The sequence below is a fragment of the Bacteroides sp. OF03-11BH genome (assembly GCF_003604005.1).
Lineage (GTDB): Bacteria > Bacteroidota > Bacteroidia > Bacteroidales > Bacteroidaceae > Bacteroides > Bacteroides ovatus.
In genome coordinates, this window is record NZ_QTMW01000010.1 from 65245 (window position 1) to 89818 (window position 24574).

Below are 24574 nucleotides of genomic sequence, written 5' to 3' on the forward strand. Positions count from 1 at the left end.
ATAAAAGGATAAGAATTATGATGAGAAGAACTATTAATTTACTACTGATGTTGCTTTTTGTGGCAGAGGTAACATCTGCGAATACTGTTGATTTTGATAAAGCATTTAAAGAAAGCGCCCGTATCGAAAAACAGATTAAACGGACCTCTTTTCCGAAACGAACATTTCTTATAACTGATTTTGGAGCAAAAACGGATGATGAGGCTAATCCTTGCCATGAAGCCATTAATCAGGCTATTTTACAGTGCAGTCTGTCAGGAGGTGGCACAGTAATTGTTCCTAAAGGTACTTTTTATACCGGACCTATTACTCTAAAGAGCAATGTGAATTTCCATCTCGAAGAGGGAGCTGTTTTGAAATTCTCTACAGATCAAAGCCTTTATTTTCCTGCAGTTTTAACCCGTTGGGAAGGAATTGATTGCTATAACGCTCACCCCTTGATTTATGCTTATGGTGAAAGCAATATTGCCATAACAGGAAAAGGTATTATTGACGGACAAGGTAGCATGGAAACTTGGTGGCCGATGTGTGGAGCCGTAAAGTATGGTTGGAAAGAAGGTATGGTGGCTCAACGCAATGGAGGTCGTGAACGTCTGTTGATGTATGGTGAAACATCTACTCCTGTTTACAAGCGTCTGATGAAGCCGGAAGATGGCATGCGTCCACAGCTATTGAACTTACATTCCTGCCACACCATCTTGATTGAAGGTGTTACTTTGTTAAATTCTCCTTTTTGGGTGATTCATCCTCTTTTCTGCGAGAGCTTGATTGTTAGCGGAGTGACTGTTTTCAATCGTGGACCTAACGGAGACGGATGTGATCCTGAATCTTGTAAGAATGTGTTGATAGAGAATTGTACATTTGACACGGGTGATGATTGTATTGCCATTAAATCAGGACGTAATGAAGACGGACGTAAATGGAATATTCCCAGTGAGAACATTATCGTACGTGGTTGCATGATGAGGAATGGACATGGAGGAGTAGTGATCGGCAGTGAGATTTCCGGTGGTTACCGTAATTTGTTTGTAGAAGACTGCCGGATGGATAGCCCGAATCTGGATCGTGTCATTCGTATTAAGACGAGCACTTGTCGCGGAGGACTTATAGAAAATGTATTTGTTCGTAATGTAACGGTAGGACAATGTCGTGAAGCAGTGCTGCGCATCAACTTGCAATATGAGAATCGGGAAAAATGTAAGAGAGGTTTTGACCCGATTGTTCGTAATGTGCATTTGAAAAATGTGACTTGTGAGAAGAGTAAATTAGGTGTGCTTATTATCGGATTGGAGGATGATAAACATGTATATAACATCAGTGTAGAGGATTCTCATTTTAATAATGTAGCCAAAGGAGCAAATGATATTAAAGGGGCGAAAGATGTAACTTTCAAGAACCTTTATATCAATGGTGAATTGGTGAAATAGGATATAGTTGTAATAGATAAAATAACTATGGATGAAGAAGAGTGGAAGACTGCCTATGATGTACAAATCTATGTTACATCTTTATCCGCAATAAGCGATTGCAATTGGAATAAATTAGAACTCTGGGTAAATTTTCATCAAGATGGTTTTATCTATAAGTTGAGACATTATTACCCTGTACTTTCAGAAGATGATATACATGTCATTCTTTTGTTACGTATTGATTTTAGTAATGCGCAGATTTCAGAGTTATTCCATATTCTAGGAAGTTCTTTTCGAATACGCCGTAGTAGATTGAAAAAGAAAATGAATGTTTCTTGTAAATCTATTACCGATTTTATTAAATCGTTGCGTTTGGAATGATCTTTTTTGTAAAAACCATATACAAATGCGTATACATTAACTATGTATACGCATTTGTATATGGTTGATTTTTGTATCTAAACTTAAAATATCGTTTTTTTACACAAGCTGTCATTGTGTAAGCCTTTATACTTACATACTTTTTTATTATTAGCAGCTAGATAACTAATTTTTATTGTTAACTTATAACTATTTCTTATGAAACATTCAACACAACTAATTCGAAGCTTGCTAGGGCTTACTGTTCTTCTGGCTTCTTGTCAAGTGGACGACTCACCTGGTATCTTATCTGACAGTGAAGCTCAATTATTCGTATCAGAGGCGTGTAATTATTATGAGCAAACTATCTCTGAAGCTGCAGAAAAAAGTAAATTAGTGCAAAACAAAAATATGTCACCCGGGGAAGTTACTCCTTGCTGGCATAAAGCTCACATTAAGCAGGATGCAAATTATGAGTATGTATATGTACCTATTATTGCCGGAAACAACTACATACGCCGAGTTAAAATAGGCAAACAGGGAGAGAAGAAGAACTACAGAATTCCGATTTCGCAAACACTGTGTGTACGGAGAGATAAAACGGGTAATTATGATGCAGCTTATGTGACGATAATGCCGTCCCTGAATTATTATCGTGCCAACAAAAGTACTTTCACTGAAAAGGTTATCCATGATAAAAGTCTATATGGCAATTTGTCCGGATATGTAGTGTATAACAACATAGTGAGCAGTAAGATGATAGTGGCAGACAGAGTAAAGTCTGGAAAGTGCTTATGGTCATATTCACCCGCTACATTCAAAGATAAAGCATTATCCCGGAAAATCAAAAAAGAGATCTTTCAAAATATTAATAATATTGGGATGAGCCTCACCCGAAATACGATAGACGGAGGATGGCTTGAAGAAGTTGACATAACACCGGATGGTGAAGATGATGATGATGATGACGAGGATTATTTTTGTGGCTTTTGTGCACAGTATGTACCTTATGGTCATATTTGTTCAGAGGATGAAGAGGTAGAGGAGATTCCTTCTGGTGGTGGAGTCTGGGGAGGAGGAGGCGGTTCGCCTGGTGGTGGATCATCAGGGGGAAGTTCTTCCGATCGTCCTTCTTTCATAAGTCTTCCTCCTTTTAGTACAATTACAGAGAAATTCAAAATCGTTGCTAAAATGGAGCCTATTGATGTAGCAAAATTAATAGGTGGAAAGGTACTTGTTAATTATCAAGGTAATCCAGCCTTTGTGAACGGATGCACAGTTAGATTAAGCTATGCATTAAATATGTGTGGAGGAAGCCATAAAATTCCATTTTCGTACGAAAAAACAATATCAGGAGATGCAGATCGTAATAGTCAGAATGAATGGTATTATTATAAAGTTGCCGATATAATTCCTTATCTTGATGGAAAATATGGTACACACCAGACTGTCACCTTGGAGGATATTAAAGGAAAAACTGGAATTATTGGACAAACAGATTGTGGTTGGGGTGCTGGAGGACATGTAGATATTTGGGATGGAACAAATACCATATCATCAGATCATCCGTACTATGAGTGTAAAAATCTATATTTTTGGAATCTTAAATAAAAGAAAGACATGAAAATAAATATTATAATAACAATACTTTTAGTGTTCATCTCAATGAACATGTATGCCCAAGATAACAAACTGTATATTTATTATTATCCTAATTTCGAGGCTGTTGATGCAACCCTTGGCTATGTAGATTCGAGTGGGAAAGTTATTATTCCTGCAGGGAAATACCCCTATCTTTTTACTGATGTATTTGATAAAATAGCATTTGTTCTTCTTAAGGATAAGAAAGGTGTATATGCAATTGACAGAAGTGAAAAAGTCCTATTTCAAGTTTGTAGTTTTGAACTCGGTCCGGATATAATATCGAATGGCTTATTTCGAATTATAGAGAATGGAAAAATAGGCTTTGCAAATATGAATGGGAAAATAGTTATTAAGCCCAATTGGGGGTTTATATTCCCTTTTCAAGAAAATGGTCTTGCTATATTTTGTGAAAAAGGAAATTGGATATGGATAGATAAAGAACATAGAAAATTTTCTGGTGGAAAATGGGGAGCAATGGATACAAAAGGAAATATCGTAATCCCAGCTATGTATGATGACGGAAAAGAAAATTATTTAAAAAAAGACGGAAAATGGTATAAGGTGAAGAGCTCTGGAGATTTAGAACCGGAATAGAAAAGTCATTAAATAAAGAAATTGTGCGGGGTGGGTGTTAGAGGATATGTAGATATCTGGCATAGAACAAATATATACGTATCCTCCTCCCCTGTCATCTACTTATAAAACTGTATTTTAGTGCTTAAATTAATAGAGGCATACTCCCCTAAATATACCAGTGAAAAGATATGAACTTTAAAATGCTAAATACAAGAATGAATTTCATGCTTTATTTTTTGCAGATATGCTTATGGGGGATACTGTTGCTACCTATCAATTTTATATATAAAACAATCTTATCAGACTATATCTTAATCTCCATAGAAACTATTATATCCGCTTGCTTGGCAATTGTCTCATTGGGATTAGCTATAAGGAACAAAAGGTTTCCCGAAATCTCAATGGTGGACATCATTATTGCCTGTTATGCCGGATATATACTTTTCAACAGCTTCTTCATACGCCCATTACCTGTTACAAATCTTTTTCTACTTAAGTTTCTGTCTGTTTGCCTTATTTATATATCAATCCGAATGATGACGGATAAACAGCAGAGAACGGGAAGTTTATCCATCGCAATAATTGGAACGTTGGAAGCAGTATTGGTCATTTTGCAAAACTACGGATGGGTGGAAAGCGAGCATCTGTTGTTTAATTGTACCGGTTCTTTTTTCAATCCTAGTCTTGCCGGAGGATTTCTCGCTTGTTCATTCTGCATTTCCGTTTATCTTCTTATAATAACACGTATTTGTTTCAAAAAAATATGCTTATTCATAAGCGGTGTTTTACAGATAAACGCTCTTGTACTGACTCATTCACGAGCCGGATGGATAGCTGCCATCATAGGATTATGTTATCTTTTATGGCATACGGATAGCATTGTCATTCAACGAAGTAAAGCATTTATTAAAAAGAGTCTTATTGTCCAATGTATAATAATAGGTATTGCCATAATCGCAGCAATATCTGCTTATCAATATAAGAAAGCATCGGCAGATGGACGTTTGTTCATTTGGGGTATCTGTTTGGACATGAGTAAAGACAAACTAATAACCGGGCATGGGACAGGAATGTTCAGAGAGAAATTCCCCAACTATCAGGCTGCCTTCTTTATGCAAAATCCGGACTCTGACAATGTAGACTATGCTGGCAACCCTTTATATCCTTTCAACGAATATTTGTCGGTACTTGTCACGCAAGGACTAATAGGAGTAGCTTTTCTAATCTTGATTGTAAATTCTTTGTCCTTTCATTCTTCTTCCAAAGGTGTCCGACAACAAAGGGCTTTTCTTCTAACCTGGGGAATTTTTGCCTGTTTTTCATATCCTATGGCGCACTATCGTTTAATGATTCTGCTACCTTTTCTAATAGCACTACTTCCGATAAAGAGTAGGATATTAAGAAACCACCTCGGATTGTGGACAAAAATTATTATTTTAGGAGTAATCATATCAGGAATATATGTAGGAATAAGTGGAATACTTACTTATTCCAAACTTGAAAAAGCCTATAATAAACATGAACGTATTTCACAGGAACTTTATAATGATATAAAATATGATCTTACTTTATTGAATCATTATTATAATTCCATAGCGAATAAATTACCTGCTTGCGAGGAATTCTATTTATTAAAAGAATATGTAGAATTATATCCTTCATCTTACGGATTGTGTGAGCTGGGAAGAAGGTATAAAAGCCGAAAACTTTTTAGTCGTGCCAAAGAGTGTTTCATTTTCGCATACCATATCAACCCTTCGTTAATTGTTCCCCAATATGAACTGTTTCTATTATATCGGGAAGAAAAAAACATGAATCAAATGGTTGCTATTGGAGAACGAATACTACACCAGCCTGTCAAACAAGAGAACACAATATCCATTAAGATCAAAACAGAAGTAAGAAAAATACTTAGGGATCATTTAACTAAAAACATGGTAACAAAGTAATGAAGAAATTAATTTTATTTTTAGTATTGGGAGTATTACTGTCTTGTCAGAGTACAGATAATAGAAGATTGGAAAAGACGCTCGATTTGGCGCAATCTAATCGTGGAGAACTGGAAAAAGTAATCCAATATTATAGCCAGAATGAGGCTGACAGTTTGAAATTAAAAGCTGCTCGATTCTTGATTATGAATATGCCCGGACATTATTCTTTTATTGGCAGAAACTATGAAAATTATTGTAAAGCATCGGAGAAAATTATTTTCTCCAAAACCTCAATGAACAAGAAGGTTGACAAGCTAAACAAACTGATACGCCAATATCCGGCGGAATGTTTTGAAAGGGTAGAGGATTGTTCCATTATCACGGCAGATTATTTGATACAGAACATAAACATAGCATTTGAAGATTGGCAACGAGGAAACTGGGCTAAAGGAATTACTTTTAATGAGTTCTGCGAATATCTATTACCATATAAATGTACAGAGACACAAGCTTTTGATAATTGGCGAACCGTCTTGCGTCCCATAGCCAATGATACATTGCAAGACTTCGAACACAACGATCTTTGGAACAAAACCTCTTATTGGGCTGCCGAAGCCATTAATATGAAATTGCATGATACGGTAATTATACATGTGAGAAAAAATATGAACGGGCATTATTTATACAAAGTGCCATTCTGGTGTAATATACCTTCTAATTCATGCGAAACGAGGACTACAACTGCGTTGGCTATTTTAAGAAGTAAAGGTTTTCCTGTTTCCTATGATTTTATTCTACAATGGGCGACAAATAACAATGCTCATTCATGGTTAAGTGTACTGACAGACCATAACCGAAGAATTCCATGTGAGGGAGGGCATGAGCCTTTCTTGGCAAGTGTCCGCCCCGGAGAATGTAAGGGAAAAGTATATAGAAGAACTTACTCTGCCAATCCTGATCTGGTTTTAATGAACCAACATTCTTCAGATATTCCACCGGTATTTCAAGACTTGTTTATGAAAGATGTGACCGATGAATATGCTGCGACAGAATCTCCCGTATTTCCCGTTTTATCAGAGAAAAAGGAGTCAAAGGAAAAATACGCTTATCTAACGATTTTTAATGGTGTAGATTGGACTCCTATTGGCTTTAGCCGGATAAATAGTCGGAAAAAAGTGACTTTCGAAAAGGTTGAAAAAGGAGCGGTATATATGCCGGCATACTATATAGACGGTAAAATTAAACCGTTTAATTATCCGGCATTGTTAAATGAAAGAGGGAGATTAGAGTTTCTTATACCGGGCAAGGAGAATATACAAAGTATCTTCGTTAAACGAAAATATCCTTTAATTCGCAAAGCTTTTATTGCGGCACAACGTTTAAAAGGAGGTATGTTTCAGGCGGCTAATAAAGAAGACTTCAGTGATGCGAAAACATTGCATACGTTTGACGAATATAGTGTTTCTGGAAATATACTTATTTCTGATACTACCCGGTACCGATATTGGCGCTATTTTAGTCCTCGACCCTTTCGCTGTAACATAGCTGAACTTATATTCTATACAGTAGGAAACAAAAAACTGACAGGTGAAATAATCGGTTCTGAAGAACGGAGTAGCAATCCAAATTATCTCCGGAAGGCTGCTTTCGATCTGAATCCATTATCATATTTTGCATCTAAAACGGTAAGAAACGGATGGGTTGGGTTGGATTTGGGGGAACCTAAGCAAGTAGAAAGAATTGGTTATATGATTCGCAATGATGGTAATAATATATGTGTTGGCGATACATATGAGTTGTTTTATTGGGATATAGATGGTTGGCATTCAATAGAGAAACAAATAGCAGATGATTTTGAACTGACATTTCACAATGTTCCGCAAAATGCTTTGCTGTTATTAAAGAATCGAAGTAGAGGAAAAGACGAACGAATCTTCTTATATCGAGATTCTAAGCAAATATGGTATTAATAGATTATGAAAAGTTTCGTTTCTTTCCATGAGTGCTCCGAATGATATGTAAAAGCCTTGCATTCGTATGGAGTAGTGAAATTAGCCGTATTGCCTTCCAGGACAAATCTATATATGTATACGCATTTGTATACGGTTGAAGTTTGCATTCTAATTTATAAATGTCGTCCTTTGTTACAACAAGAGTGATAAACTTTTATTTGCACTAATATTATGTAAAAATGAGCTCTTTATCTTATGTGATATGGACGAAACTGGAAAATGAGCTAAACGATTATTTACTAATATGAAGAAACGATTTAAGATTGTATTAAAGCCTATACTGAAATGATAAAGGCGAGAATAGAAGAATGTGAGCGAAGGAAGGGTAAGTATCCTATTTAGCATATCATTAAATGTTGAAATAATTATATCTATATTCTAATTTGTAATTGATATGAAAACAAAAAGGCAGGTCTTTATATTACTTGTTGTAGTGTTAGCGGGAATTCTCACTCTTTCTGCTCAAAACAGGAAGGAGCAAAGAGCGGAAGTCGTCAGAAATATTATCAGTTCAAAGAATTATAAGATATATGTGGACACTTACATCCCTCCATATAGAGATCCTAAACAATTGAATTACTTGGATTCGATAGAAATTAAAAATGATTCGGTATTTTCCGACCTCCTTTATCTCGAGGAATCTGATATTCCTTATAGCGATAGGGGAAATCAACTTATCTTTCAGGCTCCTATCAAAAAATATGTTATGGATATAGATGAAAAAGGGAATGCTCGTATCTGTTTTTCAACACGTACGACAGCAGACTATTTCAATTTTAAAATTGAGGTATATTCTAATGGAAGTGCGAACATCAATGTCACTATGCAACACAATCAAAGTGTAAATTATATGGGAGAATTGGATATGCGAAGAGAATGATCGAAATATACCCGCAATACCTGTAGACACTTCTCCGTGAAAAGTATCAGAATTGGAAGAATTATGCTGTGATACTGGAAAATGGAATAGAAGAGTGGGAGCGAGGCAAGGGAAAGTGTACTATTTTAGCGTATCATTAAAAATTGAAAAAGTATCTATATTCTAATTTGTAATTATTATGAAAACAAATAAACAAATTCTTATATTGTTTTTGATAATGTTGATAGGGGCTCCTATCCTTTCAGCTCAAAGCAAGAAAGAATATAATCCGGAAGTTATCGAAAAGATCGTTGCATCAGGAGACTATAAGATAAACGTAGGCACTTATATGCCTCCATCTGGGGAATACATAGAATTAGATTACCCCGAGAATTCGATAGAAATTAAAAATGATTCAGTCTTTTCCGATCTTTTTTTGTTGAGGAATCTGATATACCTTATAGCGGCAGAGGAAATGAACTTCGCTTTCAGGTACCCCTCAAAAAATATACCATGGATATAGATAGGAAAGGGAATACACATATTAATTTTTCAGTACGGACAAAGGTTGATAAATTCAACTTTAAGGTTGTTGTGTATCTTGATGGAAGGGCGATTGTCAATGTTTTTATGCAACACCATCAAAATCACTTCCGGTCTTATGACTCATTCTCCCGGAATGCTGGGATTCGGAGCTAGTTACAGTATCAACAACTGGAATATTGATTTATATATGCGAACACCGTACAAGGCAGTCTCTAAAGGACACCTTCAACAAATTGGCTATGAAAGAAGAAGTGAAAGCCGAACACCTCGCGTCAGCGATCATGTGATTAGCTTATCAGTAAATTATCGTTTCACTTTTGGAAAGAAAAAACATAAATTCGACAACTCGGTTATAGAAGATACGAATCAGTCAACTATATCAAGAGATTAAAACAAATATATTATTGAACGGGAAAACTAATTGGTAAGGAGCATTCTTTAAAAAAACTAAATCAAAATAGCTCTTCTTAATATGAAGTTTGGGTGTAGTTGCTCTTTTGAAATTTAGTTGGGAAGCTCATAATGGTGCACAAAGTAATTAAATAGTGATTAACGGATTAGTAATTAATCGGTGTGGTTTTTAATTATTACAGAATAGAATGGATTTTCTCATCGGATATTTATTTTCAATCTTTCTATGTTTTCTTTCACCTTTTCTCTGTCTCTTCGATGAATAAGGAGTTTGCGGGTGAAGGGTAACAACTTCACCACCTCTTCACCTGTGGCGATTAGTTTCAAAAATAGTTTCACTGCTTGAAACGATTCGTTTCTCGGTGTGAAACACTTCGTTTCAAAGCATGAAACACTTTGTTTCTCGGCGTGAAACTTTTAGTTTCAAATAGGGTTGAAACTAATTACGAAATAGCTTTACTAATCTTGTTCAATGGTTAAATCAGGAAGCAGCTATTTGATTTGATTCACGATGAAGAGAAGGTGAAAGACCGACTATTCACCTGCAAACTCCTTATTCATCGAAGAAACAGAGGAAAGTGAAGGAGATGGAAGAATTGACCATGTTATAGAGAAAAGCATTGAATTGTTCATAACCGTACCGATTATGAACCAATGCAAATCATTGGTCAGTATATGGAAAAAATGACATAAATATGGATAATAATCCTTGTTTCGAAATAGCCTGCTAAGTTTTTTGTATTCATTATTCCTTTTGGCTAGTTTTGCTTGTGTAAATCTTAAAAAGTCATGAAACACATAACTAAAATAAAAGCAATTTTCGCTATTTTACTATTATATATTATAATAGTTCCACCATTATACGCCCAATCTATAAGTGTCCGTTCATTACCTGGCTATGTAAAAGCGATAAATCAATTCAATCAACTGAACCCTCAAGAAAAGGTGTATCTTCATTTTGACAATACTGGATATTATTTGGGTGATACTATCTGGTTTAAGGCTTATGCGGTATTTGCAGAGCAACTTCGTCCCACCACTTTAAGCAAAGTGTTACATGTAGAGCTGTTGACTCCACAAGGAATAATAGTGGATGACCGCCAATTAAAGCTTGAAAATGGCGAATGTCATGGTGAATTTGCCTTGAGTTCCCGTTATCATAGTGGGTTCTATGAAGTTCGTGCTTACACTCGAAGTATGTTGAATTTTGGTGACGATTGTATTTTTTCTCGTGTATTTCCTGTTTATGATTCTCCAGAAATAGAAGGGTATTATACTGATCGGAAGATGGATAGTGGTTTTGGCTTGAAAGACGAACGTAAAAAAAACACAAAAGCTAAGAAAGTCAACCTTTCCTTTTATCCTGAAGGAGGAAATGCTGTGGTTGGGTTACGTTCGAGAATCGGTTTCAAAGCTACAGGAGAGAATGGAGAAGATTTGAATATAACAGGTGCGGTATATGATTCTTCCGGTGAACTGGTTTCATATTTCTCCACTTATCACCAAGGCATGGGATTTTTTGAAATGATTCCTGATAAGATTACATATAAAATTGTAGCCGATTATGATGGAAAGAAATATGACTTTTCTTTTTCAAACATTATTTCTTCAGGATATGTGATGCGTGTGACAGATTTGGATGCAGAGACTTATCAGGTACATCTGCAAAAATCTCCGGACTTGCCGGCTGATACTTTAGCCGTTTCTGTATCATGTCGTGGTACAGTTTATTCAGCAGAAGCTTTAATTTTGGGTGATAAACCTTATATTTATCAATTGAATAAAGGAAAACTTCCTGCCGGTTGCCTTCAATTTACTCTTTATAATCAGGATGGCAAAATTTTGGCAGACCGTTTGGCTTTTAATCGTGCTCCGTTAGAATATTGCCGTGTTACGGTGGAGGCGGATAAACCTTTCTATAAACCTTTAGAAAAGGTGAGACTATCACTTGCTGTGAAAGATTTGTCCGGTAATCCTGTATCAGGCAGTTTTTCATTGTCTGTGCGTGATGCTGGCACAGAAATTCATACTGGTTATCATGAGAATATCCTGACAGACTTGTTGCTCTCTTCTGAAATACGAGGTTACATCGCTCATCCGATGCAATATTTCGGGACGGACGACCGTAGTAATCGTATGAAGTTGGACTTATTGATGATGGTACAGGGGTGGCGCCGTTACAATTGGCAGGTGATGGCGGGGGTATCTCCTTTTCATGTGGCACATTATGCTGAAGAGGGTTTACCAGTGAGTGGTGTAGTGAAATCTTTACTCAAGAATAAGGTGGAAGCGAATGTGGATGTTGTGTTTTGGATTGTTAAGGATAGTGCTTCTTTCCATGGTCATTGCAAAACTGACAAAAAAGGGCGTTTCCATTTCCTGTTGCCGGATCATGCGGCAGTAGACGGTGAATGGCAGCTGGCTCTTTCTGTGACTTCGAAAGGCAAACCGAAACATTGCAGGATTATGCTCGACCGCCTTTTTAGTCCGGAAGCCCGCAGTTATTCTATTTCGGACTTTCAGGTGAAGGATACGGTTATTGTTTTTGCAGATACTTCAGATAGTCTGGCCAATAGTAATGTTTTAGGTATGATACAGAATCTTCCTCAAGTGGTGATAAAGAAAAAACAGATAAAGAATGAGATATTTCCGGATCTGGTTTGTAATGTGGAAAAGGATATTAGTAGGCTGATGGATCAAGGGAAGGATTATCCAGGAACATTGGGGGAATATATGGAAAGAAATATTTCTGCGGTAAACATGGTAGATACTGCGTATACGTATGCTAATAGTGCTATTTGTTATATTTTAGATGGTGGAGGTTCTGTTAATCCGCGAAAGGGCATCGGTGCTTCCGATCATCCGATAGAGAATATAAAAACAATAGAAGTGTATGATGGAAATCTTCAGGCTTGGATAGTGAGAAACATAGATAGTAATTATGGCTATTATCCTCCGAGTGATCCGACATCAGATTTTTATAGTATGAGACATTTACATGATGCTGTTTTTCAGGCTAACCAAAGGCTGGTATTATTCATCGTCCGTTTATATAACGATGTGTTGCATGACAAGTATAAGAAGGGAATGCGTTATACTTTTTTCAAAGCCTTTTCTCCTGTAAGAGAATTCTATCAGGTAAATCATAGTAATAGTGTTCCGGGAGATATCGATTTTCGTCGAACTTTGTATTGGAATCCTGATGTGAGGACTGATAATAATGGAAAAGTGAACGTTAGTTTTTATAATAATGCTACTTGTCGACAAATGACGATCAATGCAGAGGGGATAAATCGTGGGAAGTGTATTATTAAAGAATAAATTTATATGGAGATTTTACTTTTTCATAGTGTTACATTCTATGTTGCAGTGCAAAAGATGTATCTTTGTAACCAGCAATCAAAATAACCCCAACCACTATATGAAATATAAATTATTATGCCTCTTCGTTTTGTTAAGTTTTTCTTTATCGGATTTGTATGCTGATATTGAACTTAGTTCCAAACAAATGAGAACCAGTGATGGGCTACCTAGTAATTCTGTACGATGCATGTTTCAGGACAGTAAAGGATTCTTATGGTTGGGTACTTTAGACGGATTGACCCGTTATGATGGAAATACTTTTCTTACTTATCAGTTGGAAAGCGGGAAACACGATCGGATTTCTTTAGCAGATAACAGAATAAAACATGTGGCAGAGGATAAGAATGGTTTTTTGTGGATAAAGACTGTGCCGGAATTATTCAGCTGTTATGATCTACAGAAAGCTTGTTTTGTAGATTTTACCGGTACCGGAAGTGATGGAGAGAACTATTCAGAAATATTTATGTCCTCTAATGGAGATGTGTGGCTTTGGCATAGAAGGAATGGTGTGCGTCAAATTGTTTGTGAGGATGATCGGACTATGACCTCTGTGAAGTTTAGAACGAAATTTGGAAACCTGCCCGATGACCGGATTAAATTTATAAATGAAGATTCTAGTGGCAGGATCTGGATTGGTACCATGCAGGGACTTGCGTTTGTTTATAAAGGGAAAGTTGAATTTATCGATAGGAAATTGAATTTTTCTTCTTCTTTCCCTCATGGAGAGGATATGTATTTTCTGACAAAGAGTGGAGATGTGTATCGCTGTGTAAATGGATCGAAAAAAATAGACTGTTTAGCGTCGCTGTCTGCTATTGCCGGTAATACATCTGTCAGTACACATTCATTGATAAAAGATAAATGGGTTATATTTACTTCCAGCGAAGGAGTATATGAATTTGATTTTCAGAATTTTCAAATAACTCCTTGCCGGGAATTGAAAATAAATAATGGAAAAGTGATTCATGACAATTATGGAGATTGTTGGGCTTACAATAACACTGGACGAATTTATTATATAAACTCGAAGAGCGGAGAAATAAAGAATTTTCAACTGATCCCTGAAGAGAAGATGAAATATATAGATTATGAACGCTATCATGTGGTGCGTGATGACCGGGGGATTGTGTGGATTTCAACTTATGGAAACGGACTTTTCACCTACGATATTCAGGAGGACCGGTTGGAACACTTTGTTTCCGAAGGGAAGAATGCAGGACCTATAGGGTCAGATTTCTTGTTATGTTTGATGAAAGACAGGACAGGAGGAATATGGGTAAGCTCCGAATATTCCGGTTTGTCTCATATTTCCATTTCAAATAAAGGCATTACACATGTCTATCCAGAATCACCGGATGTTTTTGACCGTTCGAATACAATCCGGTTACTGACTAAAATGTCGAATGGAGATATATGGGTAGGAACGCGAAGAGGTGGATTGTATAATTATGATTCTCATCTGAAAACTAAGATAGATAATCATTATTTGCCCTATAATATTTATGCGATTTCAGAAGATAGTCGGGAGAATATATGGATAGGAACCCGGGGAGACGGACTAAAAATAGGAGATACGTGGTATAAAACGGATCCGTCTAATCCTTTTGCCTTATCTCATTCTAATATTTATTCCATTCTTCGCGATAAGAAAGATCGTATGTGGGTGGGAACATTTGGAGGAGGACTGGATCTGGCAGAATCAATGGAAAAAGGACAATACAAGTTCCGTCGTTTCTTTCAAGGAAAGAAGTATGGCTTACGGATAGTCAGAGTAATGGCAGAAGATGAGAAAGGGATGATATGGATGGGCACAAGTGAAGGTATCTGCATTTTCCACCCTGACTCATTGATCGCTAATGAAGATAACTATCATTTGTTCAGCTACACCGATGGCAATTTTTGCAGCAATGAGATTCGTTGCCTGTTTCGTGATAGCAAAGGGCGCATGTGGGTAGGAACTTCGGGTGCCGGGCTGAATCTATGCGAACTGTCAGACGACTGTCAGTCTTTGAAATATACACATTATGGAATAGCGGAAGGACTGGTTAATAATATGGTGCAATCTATTTTGGAAGATCATTCGGGACAATTATGGATTGCTACGGAATATGGAATTTCAAGGTTCAATCCCAACAGCCATTCTTTCGAGAATTATTTCTTCTCATCTTATACATTAGGAAATGTGTATAGCGAGAACAGTGCGTGTATGGGGGCAGACGGTAAACTGATTTTTGGAACAAACTACGGATTGACGATTATTGACCCGAAGAAGATTCCAACAGAGAGATTGCTTTCTCCTATTGTTATCACAGGATTGTCCGTTAATGGAATTCAGGTGAAGCCTAATATGCCGGGTTCTCCTTTGCAAGAATCTTTAGCCTATTCGGATAAGATTACATTGAAATATTTCCAGAATTCTTTTATGCTTGATTTTTCTACTCTCGATTATTCGGATAATGGTCAAATCAAGTATATGTATTGGCTGGAAAACTATGACAAGGGATGGAATGTTCCGTCTTCGTTAAGTTTTGCCACTTATAAATATCTGGAGCCGGGCAGTTACATTTTCCATGTGAAATATTGTGATGGTGCCGGTATTTGGAATGATACCGAAACAACTTTGAAGATTGTTATCGTGCCTCCGTTTTGGAAAACAAATTGGGCTATGCTTGGATATTTCATCCTGATGTTAATAGCTTTGTACTTTACATATCGTATCATTTTTAATTTCAATAGGTTGCGCAACCGCATCAATGTTGAAAAACAACTGACAGAGTATAAACTGGTATTTTTCACAAATATCTCTCATGAATTCCGTACTCCGCTTACATTGATCCAAGGAGCATTGGAGAAAATGTACCGGATGGATGATATTCCACAAGCCTTATTGCATCCGTTGAAAGTCATGGATAAAAGTACACAACGTATGTTGAGGCTGATTAATCAGTTGCTGGAGTTCAGAAAAATGCAGAACAACAAGTTGGCTCTTTCTCTGCAGGAAACTGATGTAGTTGCTTTCCTGTACGAAATATATTTAAGTTTCAGTGACGTAGCAGAACAGAAGAATATGGATTTCCGCTTTTTGCCGTCTGTGCCATCCTATAAAATGTTTATTGATAAAGGTAATTTGGATAAGGTGGTGTATAACTTACTTTCAAATGCTTTTAAGTATACTCCTTCGGGTGGGACAATTCTGTTTTCTGTGAATGTGGATGAGGTGAAGAAGTGTTTATACATTCAGGTAGCGGATACCGGAGTAGGTATTCCTAAAGAAAAGCAGGGAGAATTGTTTAAACGTTTCATGCAAAGTAGTTTCTCCGGAGATAGCATTGGAGTAGGGTTGCATTTGAGCCATGAATTGGTGCAGGTGCATAAGGGAACGATTGAATATAAAGATAATGAAGGGGGAGGTTCCGTATTTACGGTATGTATTCCGACTGATAAAACTGTTTATTCGGAAAAAGACTTCCTGGTTCCCGGCAATCTCCTGTTGGAAGAAGCGAATATGCAGACTCACCATTTGCAGGAGCTTTCAGAGGAATGTCAGGAACATGAAAAGACAGTCACCACATCAAGAAAACATAAAATATTAGTCATCGAAGACGATAATGATATTCGTGGGTTCCTGCAGGAGGAGCTTAGTGCTTATTTTGAAGTAGAAGTGGCTGCGGATGGAATATCCGGATTTGAAAAGGCATGCAACTATGACGCAGACTTGATTATCTGCGATGTATTGATGCCTGGGATGACCGGTTTCGAAGTGACAAAGAAACTGAAAACTGAATTTGCGACAAGTCATATTCCTATTATTCTGCTGACTGCCTTGACTTCACCGGATAAGCACCTGGAAGGACTTGAAGCGGGAGCGGATGTTTATGTTGCAAAGCCATTTAGTTTTAAGCTTTTGCTTGCGCAGGTGTTCCGGCTGATAGAGCAATGCGAAAAGTTACGGAAGAAGTTTTCCAGTGAACCGGGGGTAGTGCGTCCTGCTTTATGTAACACGGACCGGGATAAGGAGTTTGCAGATCAGTTGGTGGCTGTGGTGGAAAAGATTTATTCTCAATACAACATTTCTATTGATGAATTTGCGCAGATGATGGGGATGGGACGAACTGTGTTTTATAAGAAATTACGCGGAGTGACAGGATACTCACCGAATGAGTATTTGCGTGTCGTACGAATGAAGAAGGCTGCCGAACTGTTTTTGACCGAAAGGGATCTGACTGTTGCGGAAGTTTCTTATAAAGTGGGTATTAACGATCCTCTTTATTTCAGTAAATGTTTTAAAGCGCAGTTTGGAGTATCTCCTTCGGCTTACCAGAAAGGGGAGAGAAGTAAAACGTAGTATATACTTACCTTGAATCCGGTTTGTGAAGGATAGACCGGATTCAAGATAAGTATGTTTATCAGTTACATATTGAGGTCTAATTTATAGATTTCACTTCCGGCAAGAAGGAAACATCCTGTTCCGAAATCCTCAAAATCAGGAACTTTGTCGTATGTGACAGGTTGACTGTCTTTCGGTTCTTTGCCGGTTCCCTGTACATAACCAAGAAAACCATTCGGGTGAACTGCATCCTTCACCATAGCATTCCATGCTTTTATGATTACAGGCAGATAGGTCTTTTTATCCAATAGACCGTTGCGTACGCCCCAAGCCATACCATATACGAAAAGAGCTGTGCCGGAAGTCTCTTTGCCTCCGAAGTTTGACGGATCGTGGAGGCTGACATTCCAAAAGCCATCTTCACGCTGGCATTGTTTCAGTGCTTTGCTCATAGCCATAAAATCATTGATGTAATCTTGGCGATGTTTTTCATCAGATGGAATTTCGTTCATTACCCGCACCAAAGCTGCGTATACCCATCCGTTACCACGGCTCCAATAACAGTTTTCGCCATTAGGCTCTTTGTATGGAGGATCGAAATTATGGTCTCTCCACCACAAACCTTCTTTGACATTGAACATTCCGTTCTCTCCGTGTTTATTACGGGTATATTCGTACATATCCCACATTTTGTCGAAGTACTTCTGTTCGCCTGTAAGTTTCCCCATTTTGGCAAATATAGGCATCCCCATCTGGATAGCATCTATCCACCACCAGTCGTTTATTTGTGGAGTATTGACCAGCATATCCATATTGGCTTTCGTTTTCCGTATTTTTTCAGGATCGGGGCAAATGTTGTATAAATCGAGATAGATTTGGCTGGCGCAGTAATTATCTGCATTACGGGTGGTTGTCCCACGGTGGAAGCCCCATTGGTGGTAATCCGCCCATTCTTTGGCATAGAGATAATATTCGTCTGCGGGATAGATGGAGTAGAGTGCCATTAAGCCTTCGTAATATACGCTTCGTGTCCAGATATTACTGGGGCGAACTACTTTTTTCACAAAGGAAGGAGTGCGATAGTCGGCATATTTCTTCATGAAATAGTCGTTCACATGAAGAGTTACTTTCAGAATTTCTTTTTTATCGGGAACTGTCTGTGCTTTTATGTTCCCGTAACTCAATATTACTCCTGCAAAAAATAGTATAAGATGCTTTTTCATTTTATAATAAATTAGATTACTATTGTTCTTAGATTTAGGCACACAAAGGTGAGCCTTTCTTTACCTGTTGCAAAGAAAATGCATTGTAAGGAAAGTGATATTGAAATTTGTACGGAAAATATGTAATATTAGACTTTATTCTTTATTCATATTAGTCATGGATAAGAACCAAGTATGAATAATTAGCAAGAGCGATTTTTTTGTAAGTCATATTGTTGTATTGATATTTATTGTATATTTGTAGAAGAGTAAGGGGAGACGAATATGAAAAGTCATACAAATAAAATATTAGAGTCTATTAAGCAGGCATTGACAGAGCATTTACCAAAAGGTGGCAAGGCTTTGTTGTTTGGTTCTCAAGCTCGTGGGGATGCACGGATTGATTCTGATTGGGATATTTTGATTATCTTAGATAAAGAAAAATTGGAGCCTGAAGATTATGATAAGGTAAGCTTTCCCTTAACTATGTTGGGATGGGACTTGGGAGCGCGAATTAATCCGATTATGTATACGATGAAAGAATGGGCTGCAAGTTGTATTACACCATTTTATAAAAATGTAGAGCAGGAAGGAATTGAATTAGTATGAAATTGACAGATGAAGAACGTAATTCTTTGGTGATATTACAGTTGGAGAAAGCTAAAGTATTTTTGAAACAAGCAGATGAGATGTTTGATCTGAAGTATTGGGATATTGCTTCCAATAGATATTATTATGCCTGTTTTCATGCTGTTCAGGCTTTATTAATACAAAATGGATTATCATGTAAAACCCATGATGGGTTGATAGCTTGCTTTGGCTTGAATTTTATAAAAACAGGCAAAATTAGTGCACGTTTGGGAAGTTTTTTTGGCGCGTATGGAACAATTACGGCAAAAAGGGGATTATAATTGCATTTATTCAATATCGGAGGATGAAATCAGTACGATAAAAGCTCCGGCAAGAGAACTTATTGAGACTATTGAAGTTTTACTTGCCGAATCATAATTATTCTTGTAAGGATATCATCGTTAAAAGACCATTTTTTTTATTTTTTCGGCCACATCTGTCATATATGCCGGATTAAATTCTTCTAGTTCCGTGCGTGGTCGGAATCCCCATGTCACTCCGCAAGCGGTTACACCGGCATTGGCTGCTGTTTGCATGTCTACACCGGAATCACCTACATAAAGAACATCTTCTTTTCGTACATCGGCAAGTTTTAATATATCAAAAACGATTGTTGGATCAGGTTTGACATTTACTCCTTCCCGTTGGCCGAAAACGGCAGTGAAATGAATTTCCGGAAAGTAGTGGGCAACCAGTTTCTCGGTAGCGGCCTGATATTTGTTGGAGGCTACGGCAATCTGAATGCCTGCGGATTGCAGATAAGACAATAACGCTGAAATACCCGGGTAAGGACGACTATCGTCTGCATTGTGAATATCATAATAAGGAATAAACTCTTTTCTTACCCGGAGCACATTCTCTTCTGTCTTTTCTCCTTCGGGTAATGCACGTTCAAAGAGTTTGTTGATACCATTTCCTACCATGAAGTTATACTTTTCTACATCGTGTGTGGGGTATCCTAATTTATTCAAAGCATAATTAGTGCTATGGGCGAGGTCTGCGATAGTATTTAATAATGTACCGTCCAAATCGAATATTATTAGTTTTTTCATTAAGGCTTATGTTTATAGTTAATTCTATATTTAAATCTTTTATTCTGCAAAGGTATACTAAAAAAATGAGATTGGGAAGAATGAGGCAATAGTTTAGAGAATATCGAATGAACAACAAAGCCGGAAATATATTTGTTATTCTACCAGATTGGCTTAACTTTGCGAAAAACTAAAGAATAATGAATGCAGAATGGTTTGAGGCATTGCCTGAACAATGTCCCCCAACGGATGCGAAGCGGTGCGAAGGCTGTTATTATAGAGTTGCAAATGGTAATCCTGTTACAACAGAAGATTTCTTTTCGCAAAGAAAAATGCAGCCGGATAAGGTCTTTAAAGGATTAGGAATAGATGAATGTGTGACAAGGGCAGTTTCTCTATTTTCAGAGAGGGAAGAAGCGGAGAAAAGATTAAAGCTTCCTAAGTTCAAGAAGGCAAATATTGCTTTAGTCATATTGGAACCAAAAGATGGAGTGTTAAAGAAAACATTTGATATAGCACATTATTCTTGGTGGAGAACAAAGGATTTTAATGTTTTACAAGCTAAATAGTCTGATTATGGGAATGGAAGATGTGTTAAGGATAGACAAAATTCTGGATTTCTGTGATGTGCCTCAGCTTTTTGTGGCAAGAGATGCCTTTGATACACTGTATCTTTGTCTTTTATATGATGATGAGACGGTTTATCGCTATACGGGAATACGTATCTCTACACGTAGACTTGAATCCTTCTTAGCAGGTAAAGCCGATTTGCGTTTACTCTATCTACAGCCTGAAAATGAACATGAGTATTACGATGTTGTGTTTCAATCGGGTGAATACCAGAAAACGTTATTAAAGGAAAGTGTATTGTTGGAAGATAAATTGCCGGCTGAGGGATATGTTTTATCTGGAGAGAAGCGCGAGAATGTGGTCATTAATTTGCCAATAAAAGACCGTAGTCTGCTTGCAGAGCTTGTTCGTAAATTTGGCTGGGCTTGTATGTAAGTTTAAAGAAGATAAAAAAGATTGTCCCGCTACTGCTTGAAAGTTGTGGGACAATCTTTTTTCATCCTTATATATACTTTGATTACTTCTTCGTAATACGGAACCAGTCAACGTCTGCCCAACCGCCGTCATTCGTTTTAATAGCCGGACGCGTACAGAACATACCGACTTTGGCACCAATCCATTGTCCTTCTCTTGCCTGGAAAGGAACACCTAATGATTCATATTTCTTTCCGTCGAGGCTATAGCTGAAATTACACATCACAATGAGGTCATGTCCGCCTTCACTACCCTTGATTTTCTTTCCGTCACAACTGAAACGCACTTTCAGATAAACCGTGTTTTGCGAAAGATCAACAGCGGCTTTCACTTCTTCTGGTTTGCCTTTATCTGCTCTGTCACATTCAACTTGCGACAGAACCAAACCTTTGTCTGTATTTTCTAGAACAAGTCCGGCATAATCCCTGCCCATAACGACAAGTCCAGTGCGTTCGCCTTTATTCTTTTGGTTAGGGCTGAACGTCAGTTTCATTGTTGCGGTAAAATTATCAGAAGGAGTTTTTTGTAATAAGAGGTTGGCTACATCCCACAGGTTCTTATAATCTTCTACTACCGGATAAGAGTATAATCTGACATAGCTTTTGTCACCTGCATAATACGCCCATTTTTCATTAATGTTAGCATGCCATTGCCACTGCGGAGAAAGTGTATACCCATCAAATTCGTCACTTTCTTGTGGAGTGCAGATAGGATATGTTTTACCGACATTTGGCTTCTTGTAAGTCAAAACAGGTTCTCCGCAGCCGTCACCGTCTTTATCAATACCGATAATAGGCCAGTCGTTCACCCATTTCATCGGTTGGAGATGCATAATGCGTCCGTAAGCACCGACATCTTGAAAGTGGAGGAACCAGTCTTCTCCGGTAGGAGTATCTACCCATGCACCTTGGTGAGGACCGTTGACAGGAGAGTTACCTTGCGCAAGTACTGTTTTCCATTCGTAAGGACCGTAGATGTTTTTAGAACGTAATACGACCTGCCAGCCTGTCGGCACACCGCCGGCCGGATGGAAGATATAATAATAGTCGTTTCTCTTGTACATTTTAGGACCTTCGCAAGTCTGATGTGCTTCGTGACCGTCGAAAATTATACGGGAAGGAGTGATCGCTTTTGTTGCTTCTGCATTCAGTTCGCAGATAGTGATTACACTTTTCAGTCCGGCACGACTTCCTGCGTATGCGTGTACCATATATACTTTTCCGTCTTCATCCCAGAACGGGCAAGTGTCAATGATACCTTTTCCCGCTTTCACCAAGACCGGTTCGCTCCACGGACCTTTCGGATCTTTGGCTTTCACCATAAAAGCTCCCTGATCGGGATCTCCCCAAAAGATGTAAAACTCACCGTTGTGATGACGAATAGCCGGAGCCCATACACGATTGCCGTGTTCCGGCCGTTCCGGAGTTTCGATAGGGGAGAGGGCATTGGGAACTGCGGCACCGATGATTGTCCAGTTGACTAAATCTTTAGAATGAAGGATTTGCAATCCCGGCAAACAGTTGAAACTGGATGAAGTCATATAGAAATCATCTCCTACACGGCAAGCATCCGGATCGGAATAGTCGGCATAAAGCACCGGATTTTTGTATTTACCGTTTCCGAGGTCGGAAACCCATACTTCAGATACATAGTTCTTCTGTGCTACTGCGGTGAAAACCGTTAATAAGCAAAAGGCTAAAGTCTGTGTCAATCGTTTCATGTTATAGATAGATTATTTATAGATATGATTCGTTGGTTTTATCTGATGGCAAAGGTAAATAAAAAGACTCTGCACAAGGAGGAATATTTGTGCAGAGTCATAGAAAAATTGGTAGATACCTCGTAATTTTTGTTTAGTTGTATTTGTTTCTACCCTATTTATTGGGGCGGTTATCTTTTATTCTCACTGTCACCGGATGAGCCAGCTCTTCTTTCCATTCGCGGAGATGAGCAAACCATGCTTCCGGCGTTTTATATCCGAATGTCTCTTTCATCGAGGTGAAAGTCGTGTGATACTGGAAATATTTATTTCCCGGGGCGGTAATTGTATAAAGGAAGTTGGCTTTATCCTTTTCTTCCGATTTTACATAACGTTGGGGAATACAAGTGCCCAGCCCTACAGTTTCTTTAGCATATTTTACGGTATCGTTTACCGGCCAGTCCGTTCCCCAACTTCCTACGAGTCCTTTATGATCGGAGAAAGATTTGGAAGTACCTACGATGTCTTGCACACCTGTGCAGAAAATTTCTTTATCGAGCGGTTCGTCAAAGAATGCTTCGATATGAAGATCGCGATGTCCGGCATAAAGCGTGTAGCGTGTCATCATATTCAGTTCCTGGTCCTGATATTTCCATCCGGTTACTTCTATTTCTGCAATTACACGTACCGGTCCATAAGAGACGATACGTTCTGTACGAGTGTCCACTGGAGTAATATGGGTTGCCTTTTGTCCGTCCCAACCTTTCAATGCACCCGGTCCGCAACTGTCGAACACGCGAAGTACGTCATCTCCGAATCCTTTAGCTAACTGCTCATCCGTCGGATAGAACTGCGATTCTTTGATTTCCAGTCCTTTGTTGAACTTGCCGTAAATATCCGGTGTCTGTTTTTCATTGAAATAAAGACGGTATCCTACCAGTTCCGATTCCAAAACCGGACCGTGAGGACGTACCATGCTGTATATATTGCTAGTGCCGGGAACGGTGATAGCCTGTACCCGTTGATGTTTACCTTTCTTGTTGTCTACAATAAACATATCGGCATAAACTCGTTCAGGATAAGTCTTTGTACTCTTTTCCGAAGAAAGTGTAACCTGAAATGTTTTTCTACCATGGGCAGGAAGATCGGCAACAAAGACCAGTTCGTCCATCTTGCGGTCCCGGTTCAAATCGTCCAACTGCGAAGGAATTTCCTTCCTTCCTTCCATGACAACGGCTGATTTTACTTTGAAACCAGCGTGCAACTCATGTAGATTGATAACAACCGGAGCATCCGCTTTGGGCTGATTCCAGTTGTTTTGTACTTCAACTGTGATGGTTTTCTCCTGTTTCTGCGCTTGGGCAGACAGGCTGAAAGCTCCTAAAAAGAAAGTAATAATAAAAAGATTCTTCTTCATGTTTCTAAGGCTGAAATTATACGTCGTATTTCTCCTTGCAAAAATAGCAGAAAAAATAGCAGACTGTGTCTCTTTTGAGGAGATTATAGTCTGCTATTTGAGCTTTTTACTCT

The 24574-nt window shown here is 38.0% G+C and carries 19 protein-coding genes and 1 pseudogene; 16 read left to right on the top strand and 4 right to left on the bottom strand.

Annotated elements, in window-relative coordinates; translation table 11 throughout:
• The first annotated feature begins 17 nt into the window (after window positions 1–17).
• The 12 genes from DXA54_RS09715 (at window position 18) to DXA54_RS09770 (ending at window position 17456) form a co-directional block, all read left to right on the top strand.
• On the top strand, window positions 18–1427 hold the full coding sequence (locus DXA54_RS09715) for a glycoside hydrolase family 28 protein (RefSeq protein ID WP_004320928.1): 1410 nt from the start codon (window positions 18–20) through the stop codon (window positions 1425–1427).
• A 27-nt stretch (window positions 1428–1454) separates the two neighbouring features.
• Window positions 1455–1790, top strand: coding sequence for a hypothetical protein (locus DXA54_RS09720; RefSeq protein WP_008650812.1), 336 nt, complete (start codon window positions 1455–1457; stop codon window positions 1788–1790).
• 198 nt (window positions 1791–1988) lie between these two features.
• The gene (locus tag DXA54_RS09725; RefSeq protein ID WP_008650818.1) at window positions 1989–3380 is read left to right on the top strand and encodes a T6SS effector amidase Tae4 family protein; all 1392 of its coding nucleotides are present in this window, start codon (window positions 1989–1991) and stop codon (window positions 3378–3380) included.
• A gap of 9 nt (window positions 3381–3389) precedes the next feature.
• A complete protein-coding gene (locus DXA54_RS09730; RefSeq protein WP_008650819.1) occupies window positions 3390–4007 on the top strand; it encodes a WG repeat-containing protein in 618 nt (205 codons plus the stop codon).
• 515 nt (window positions 4008–4522) lie between these two features.
• The gene (locus tag DXA54_RS09735; protein WP_232284372.1) at window positions 4523–5938 is read left to right on the top strand and encodes an O-antigen ligase family protein; all 1416 of its coding nucleotides are present in this window, start codon (window positions 4523–4525) and stop codon (window positions 5936–5938) included.
• Window positions 5938–7890, top strand: coding sequence for a discoidin domain-containing protein (locus DXA54_RS09740; RefSeq protein WP_008650821.1), 1953 nt, complete (start codon window positions 5938–5940; stop codon window positions 7888–7890). The genes DXA54_RS09735 and DXA54_RS09740 overlap by 1 nt, the downstream gene beginning before the upstream one ends.
• Before the next feature lie 436 nt (window positions 7891–8326).
• Complete coding sequence (locus tag DXA54_RS09745; protein ID WP_008650822.1) at window positions 8327–8812, top strand: DUF4251 domain-containing protein; 486 nt, start codon at window positions 8327–8329, stop codon at window positions 8810–8812.
• 178 nt (window positions 8813–8990) lie between these two features.
• The gene (locus tag DXA54_RS28515; RefSeq protein ID WP_243647646.1) at window positions 8991–9314 is read left to right on the top strand and encodes a DUF4251 domain-containing protein; all 324 of its coding nucleotides are present in this window, start codon (window positions 8991–8993) and stop codon (window positions 9312–9314) included.
• Window positions 9245–9490: a DUF4251 domain-containing protein gene (locus tag DXA54_RS28520; RefSeq protein WP_243647649.1), complete on the top strand. Its 246-nt coding sequence runs from the start codon at window positions 9245–9247 to the stop codon at window positions 9488–9490. The genes DXA54_RS28515 and DXA54_RS28520 overlap by 70 nt, the downstream gene beginning before the upstream one ends.
• Window positions 9396–9728 carry a hypothetical protein gene (locus DXA54_RS09755; protein WP_243647647.1) on the top strand — a complete coding sequence of 111 codons (333 nt, stop codon included), beginning with the start codon at window positions 9396–9398 and terminating at the stop codon, window positions 9726–9728. Before DXA54_RS28520 ends, DXA54_RS09755 begins: the two co-directional genes overlap by 95 nt.
• 809 nt (window positions 9729–10537) lie before the next feature.
• The gene (locus DXA54_RS09765) at window positions 10538–13069 is read left to right on the top strand and encodes a hypothetical protein (protein WP_120079359.1); all 2532 of its coding nucleotides are present in this window, start codon (window positions 10538–10540) and stop codon (window positions 13067–13069) included.
• Between the two features lie 100 nt (window positions 13070–13169).
• Window positions 13170–17456, top strand: coding sequence for a two-component regulator propeller domain-containing protein (locus DXA54_RS09770; protein ID WP_120079361.1), 4287 nt, complete (start codon window positions 13170–13172; stop codon window positions 17454–17456).
• Window positions 17457–17521: 65 nt separating this feature from the next.
• On the opposite strand, the gene DXA54_RS09775 is transcribed toward DXA54_RS09770, so the two are convergent.
• Window positions 17522–18661 carry a glycoside hydrolase family 88 protein gene (locus DXA54_RS09775; RefSeq protein WP_004320924.1) on the bottom strand — a complete coding sequence of 380 codons (1140 nt, stop codon included), beginning with the start codon at window positions 18659–18661 and terminating at the stop codon, window positions 17522–17524.
• Between the two features lie 264 nt (window positions 18662–18925).
• On the opposite strand from DXA54_RS09775, the gene DXA54_RS09780 reads away from it, so the two are divergent.
• Both DXA54_RS09780 and DXA54_RS09785 read left to right on the top strand, forming a co-directional pair.
• On the top strand, window positions 18926–19249 hold the full coding sequence (locus DXA54_RS09780) for a nucleotidyltransferase domain-containing protein (RefSeq protein WP_004301671.1): 324 nt from the start codon (window positions 18926–18928) through the stop codon (window positions 19247–19249).
• A pseudogene (locus DXA54_RS09785) lies at window positions 19246–19648 on the top strand (HEPN domain-containing protein). The gene DXA54_RS09780 and the pseudogene DXA54_RS09785 overlap by 4 nt, the downstream one beginning before the upstream one ends.
• Before the next feature lie 23 nt (window positions 19649–19671).
• Here DXA54_RS09785 and DXA54_RS09790 read toward each other — a convergent pair.
• Entirely contained in the window at window positions 19672–20322 is a 651-nt protein-coding gene (locus DXA54_RS09790) for an HAD family hydrolase (RefSeq protein WP_004301675.1), read from the bottom strand.
• Between the two features lie 179 nt (window positions 20323–20501).
• On the opposite strand from DXA54_RS09790, the gene DXA54_RS09795 reads away from it, so the two are divergent.
• Both DXA54_RS09795 and DXA54_RS09800 read left to right on the top strand, forming a co-directional pair.
• Window positions 20502–20870 (top strand): hypothetical protein, encoded by a 369-nt coding sequence (locus tag DXA54_RS09795; protein ID WP_120079363.1) that lies wholly within the window; start codon window positions 20502–20504, stop codon window positions 20868–20870.
• 7 nt (window positions 20871–20877) lie between these two features.
• Complete coding sequence (locus tag DXA54_RS09800; protein ID WP_004301681.1) at window positions 20878–21306, top strand: DUF6575 domain-containing protein; 429 nt, start codon at window positions 20878–20880, stop codon at window positions 21304–21306.
• 82 nt (window positions 21307–21388) lie between these two features.
• On the opposite strand, the gene DXA54_RS09805 is transcribed toward DXA54_RS09800, so the two are convergent.
• Together DXA54_RS09805 and DXA54_RS09810 are read right to left on the bottom strand one after the other, a co-directional pair.
• Complete coding sequence (locus tag DXA54_RS09805) at window positions 21389–23065, bottom strand: glycoside hydrolase 43 family protein (RefSeq protein WP_004301683.1); 1677 nt, start codon at window positions 23063–23065, stop codon at window positions 21389–21391.
• A gap of 154 nt (window positions 23066–23219) precedes the next feature.
• Entirely contained in the window at window positions 23220–24461 is a 1242-nt protein-coding gene (locus tag DXA54_RS09810; RefSeq protein WP_120079365.1) for a DUF4861 domain-containing protein, read from the bottom strand.
• Between the last annotated feature and the right edge of the window lie 113 nt (window positions 24462–24574).

What these genes read in the sequence shown, in the direction of transcription:
- DXA54_RS09790 (WP_004301675.1), bottom strand. Translation starts at nt 20,322, where the DNA reads ATGAAAAAACTAATAATATTCGATTTGGACGGTACATTATTAAATACT.
- DXA54_RS09805 (WP_004301683.1), bottom strand. Translation starts at nt 23,065, where the DNA reads ATGAAACGATTGACACAGACTTTAGCCTTTTGCTTATTAACGGTTTTC.
- DXA54_RS09800 (WP_004301681.1), top strand. Translation starts at nt 20,878, where the DNA reads ATGGGAATGGAAGATGTGTTAAGGATAGACAAAATTCTGGATTTCTGT.
- DXA54_RS09770 (WP_120079361.1), top strand. Translation starts at nt 13,170, where the DNA reads ATGAAATATAAATTATTATGCCTCTTCGTTTTGTTAAGTTTTTCTTTA.
- DXA54_RS09715 (WP_004320928.1), top strand. Translation starts at nt 18, where the DNA reads ATGATGAGAAGAACTATTAATTTACTACTGATGTTGCTTTTTGTGGCA.
- DXA54_RS09755 (WP_243647647.1), top strand. Translation starts at nt 9,396, where the DNA reads ATGGAAGGGCGATTGTCAATGTTTTTATGCAACACCATCAAAATCACT.
- DXA54_RS09735 (WP_232284372.1), top strand. Translation starts at nt 4,523, where the DNA reads ATGATGACGGATAAACAGCAGAGAACGGGAAGTTTATCCATCGCAATA.
- DXA54_RS09725 (WP_008650818.1), top strand. Translation starts at nt 1,989, where the DNA reads ATGAAACATTCAACACAACTAATTCGAAGCTTGCTAGGGCTTACTGTT.
- DXA54_RS09775 (WP_004320924.1), bottom strand. Translation starts at nt 18,661, where the DNA reads ATGAAAAAGCATCTTATACTATTTTTTGCAGGAGTAATATTGAGTTAC.
- DXA54_RS09730 (WP_008650819.1), top strand. Translation starts at nt 3,390, where the DNA reads ATGAAAATAAATATTATAATAACAATACTTTTAGTGTTCATCTCAATG.
- DXA54_RS09780 (WP_004301671.1), top strand. Translation starts at nt 18,926, where the DNA reads ATGAAAAGTCATACAAATAAAATATTAGAGTCTATTAAGCAGGCATTG.
- DXA54_RS09795 (WP_120079363.1), top strand. Translation starts at nt 20,502, where the DNA reads ATGAATGCAGAATGGTTTGAGGCATTGCCTGAACAATGTCCCCCAACG.
- DXA54_RS28515 (WP_243647646.1), top strand. Translation starts at nt 8,991, where the DNA reads ATGAAAACAAATAAACAAATTCTTATATTGTTTTTGATAATGTTGATA.
- DXA54_RS09740 (WP_008650821.1), top strand. Translation starts at nt 5,938, where the DNA reads ATGAAGAAATTAATTTTATTTTTAGTATTGGGAGTATTACTGTCTTGT.
- DXA54_RS09720 (WP_008650812.1), top strand. Translation starts at nt 1,455, where the DNA reads ATGGATGAAGAAGAGTGGAAGACTGCCTATGATGTACAAATCTATGTT.
- DXA54_RS09745 (WP_008650822.1), top strand. Translation starts at nt 8,327, where the DNA reads ATGAAAACAAAAAGGCAGGTCTTTATATTACTTGTTGTAGTGTTAGCG.
- DXA54_RS09810 (WP_120079365.1), bottom strand. Translation starts at nt 24,461, where the DNA reads ATGAAGAAGAATCTTTTTATTATTACTTTCTTTTTAGGAGCTTTCAGC.
- DXA54_RS09765 (WP_120079359.1), top strand. Translation starts at nt 10,538, where the DNA reads ATGAAACACATAACTAAAATAAAAGCAATTTTCGCTATTTTACTATTA.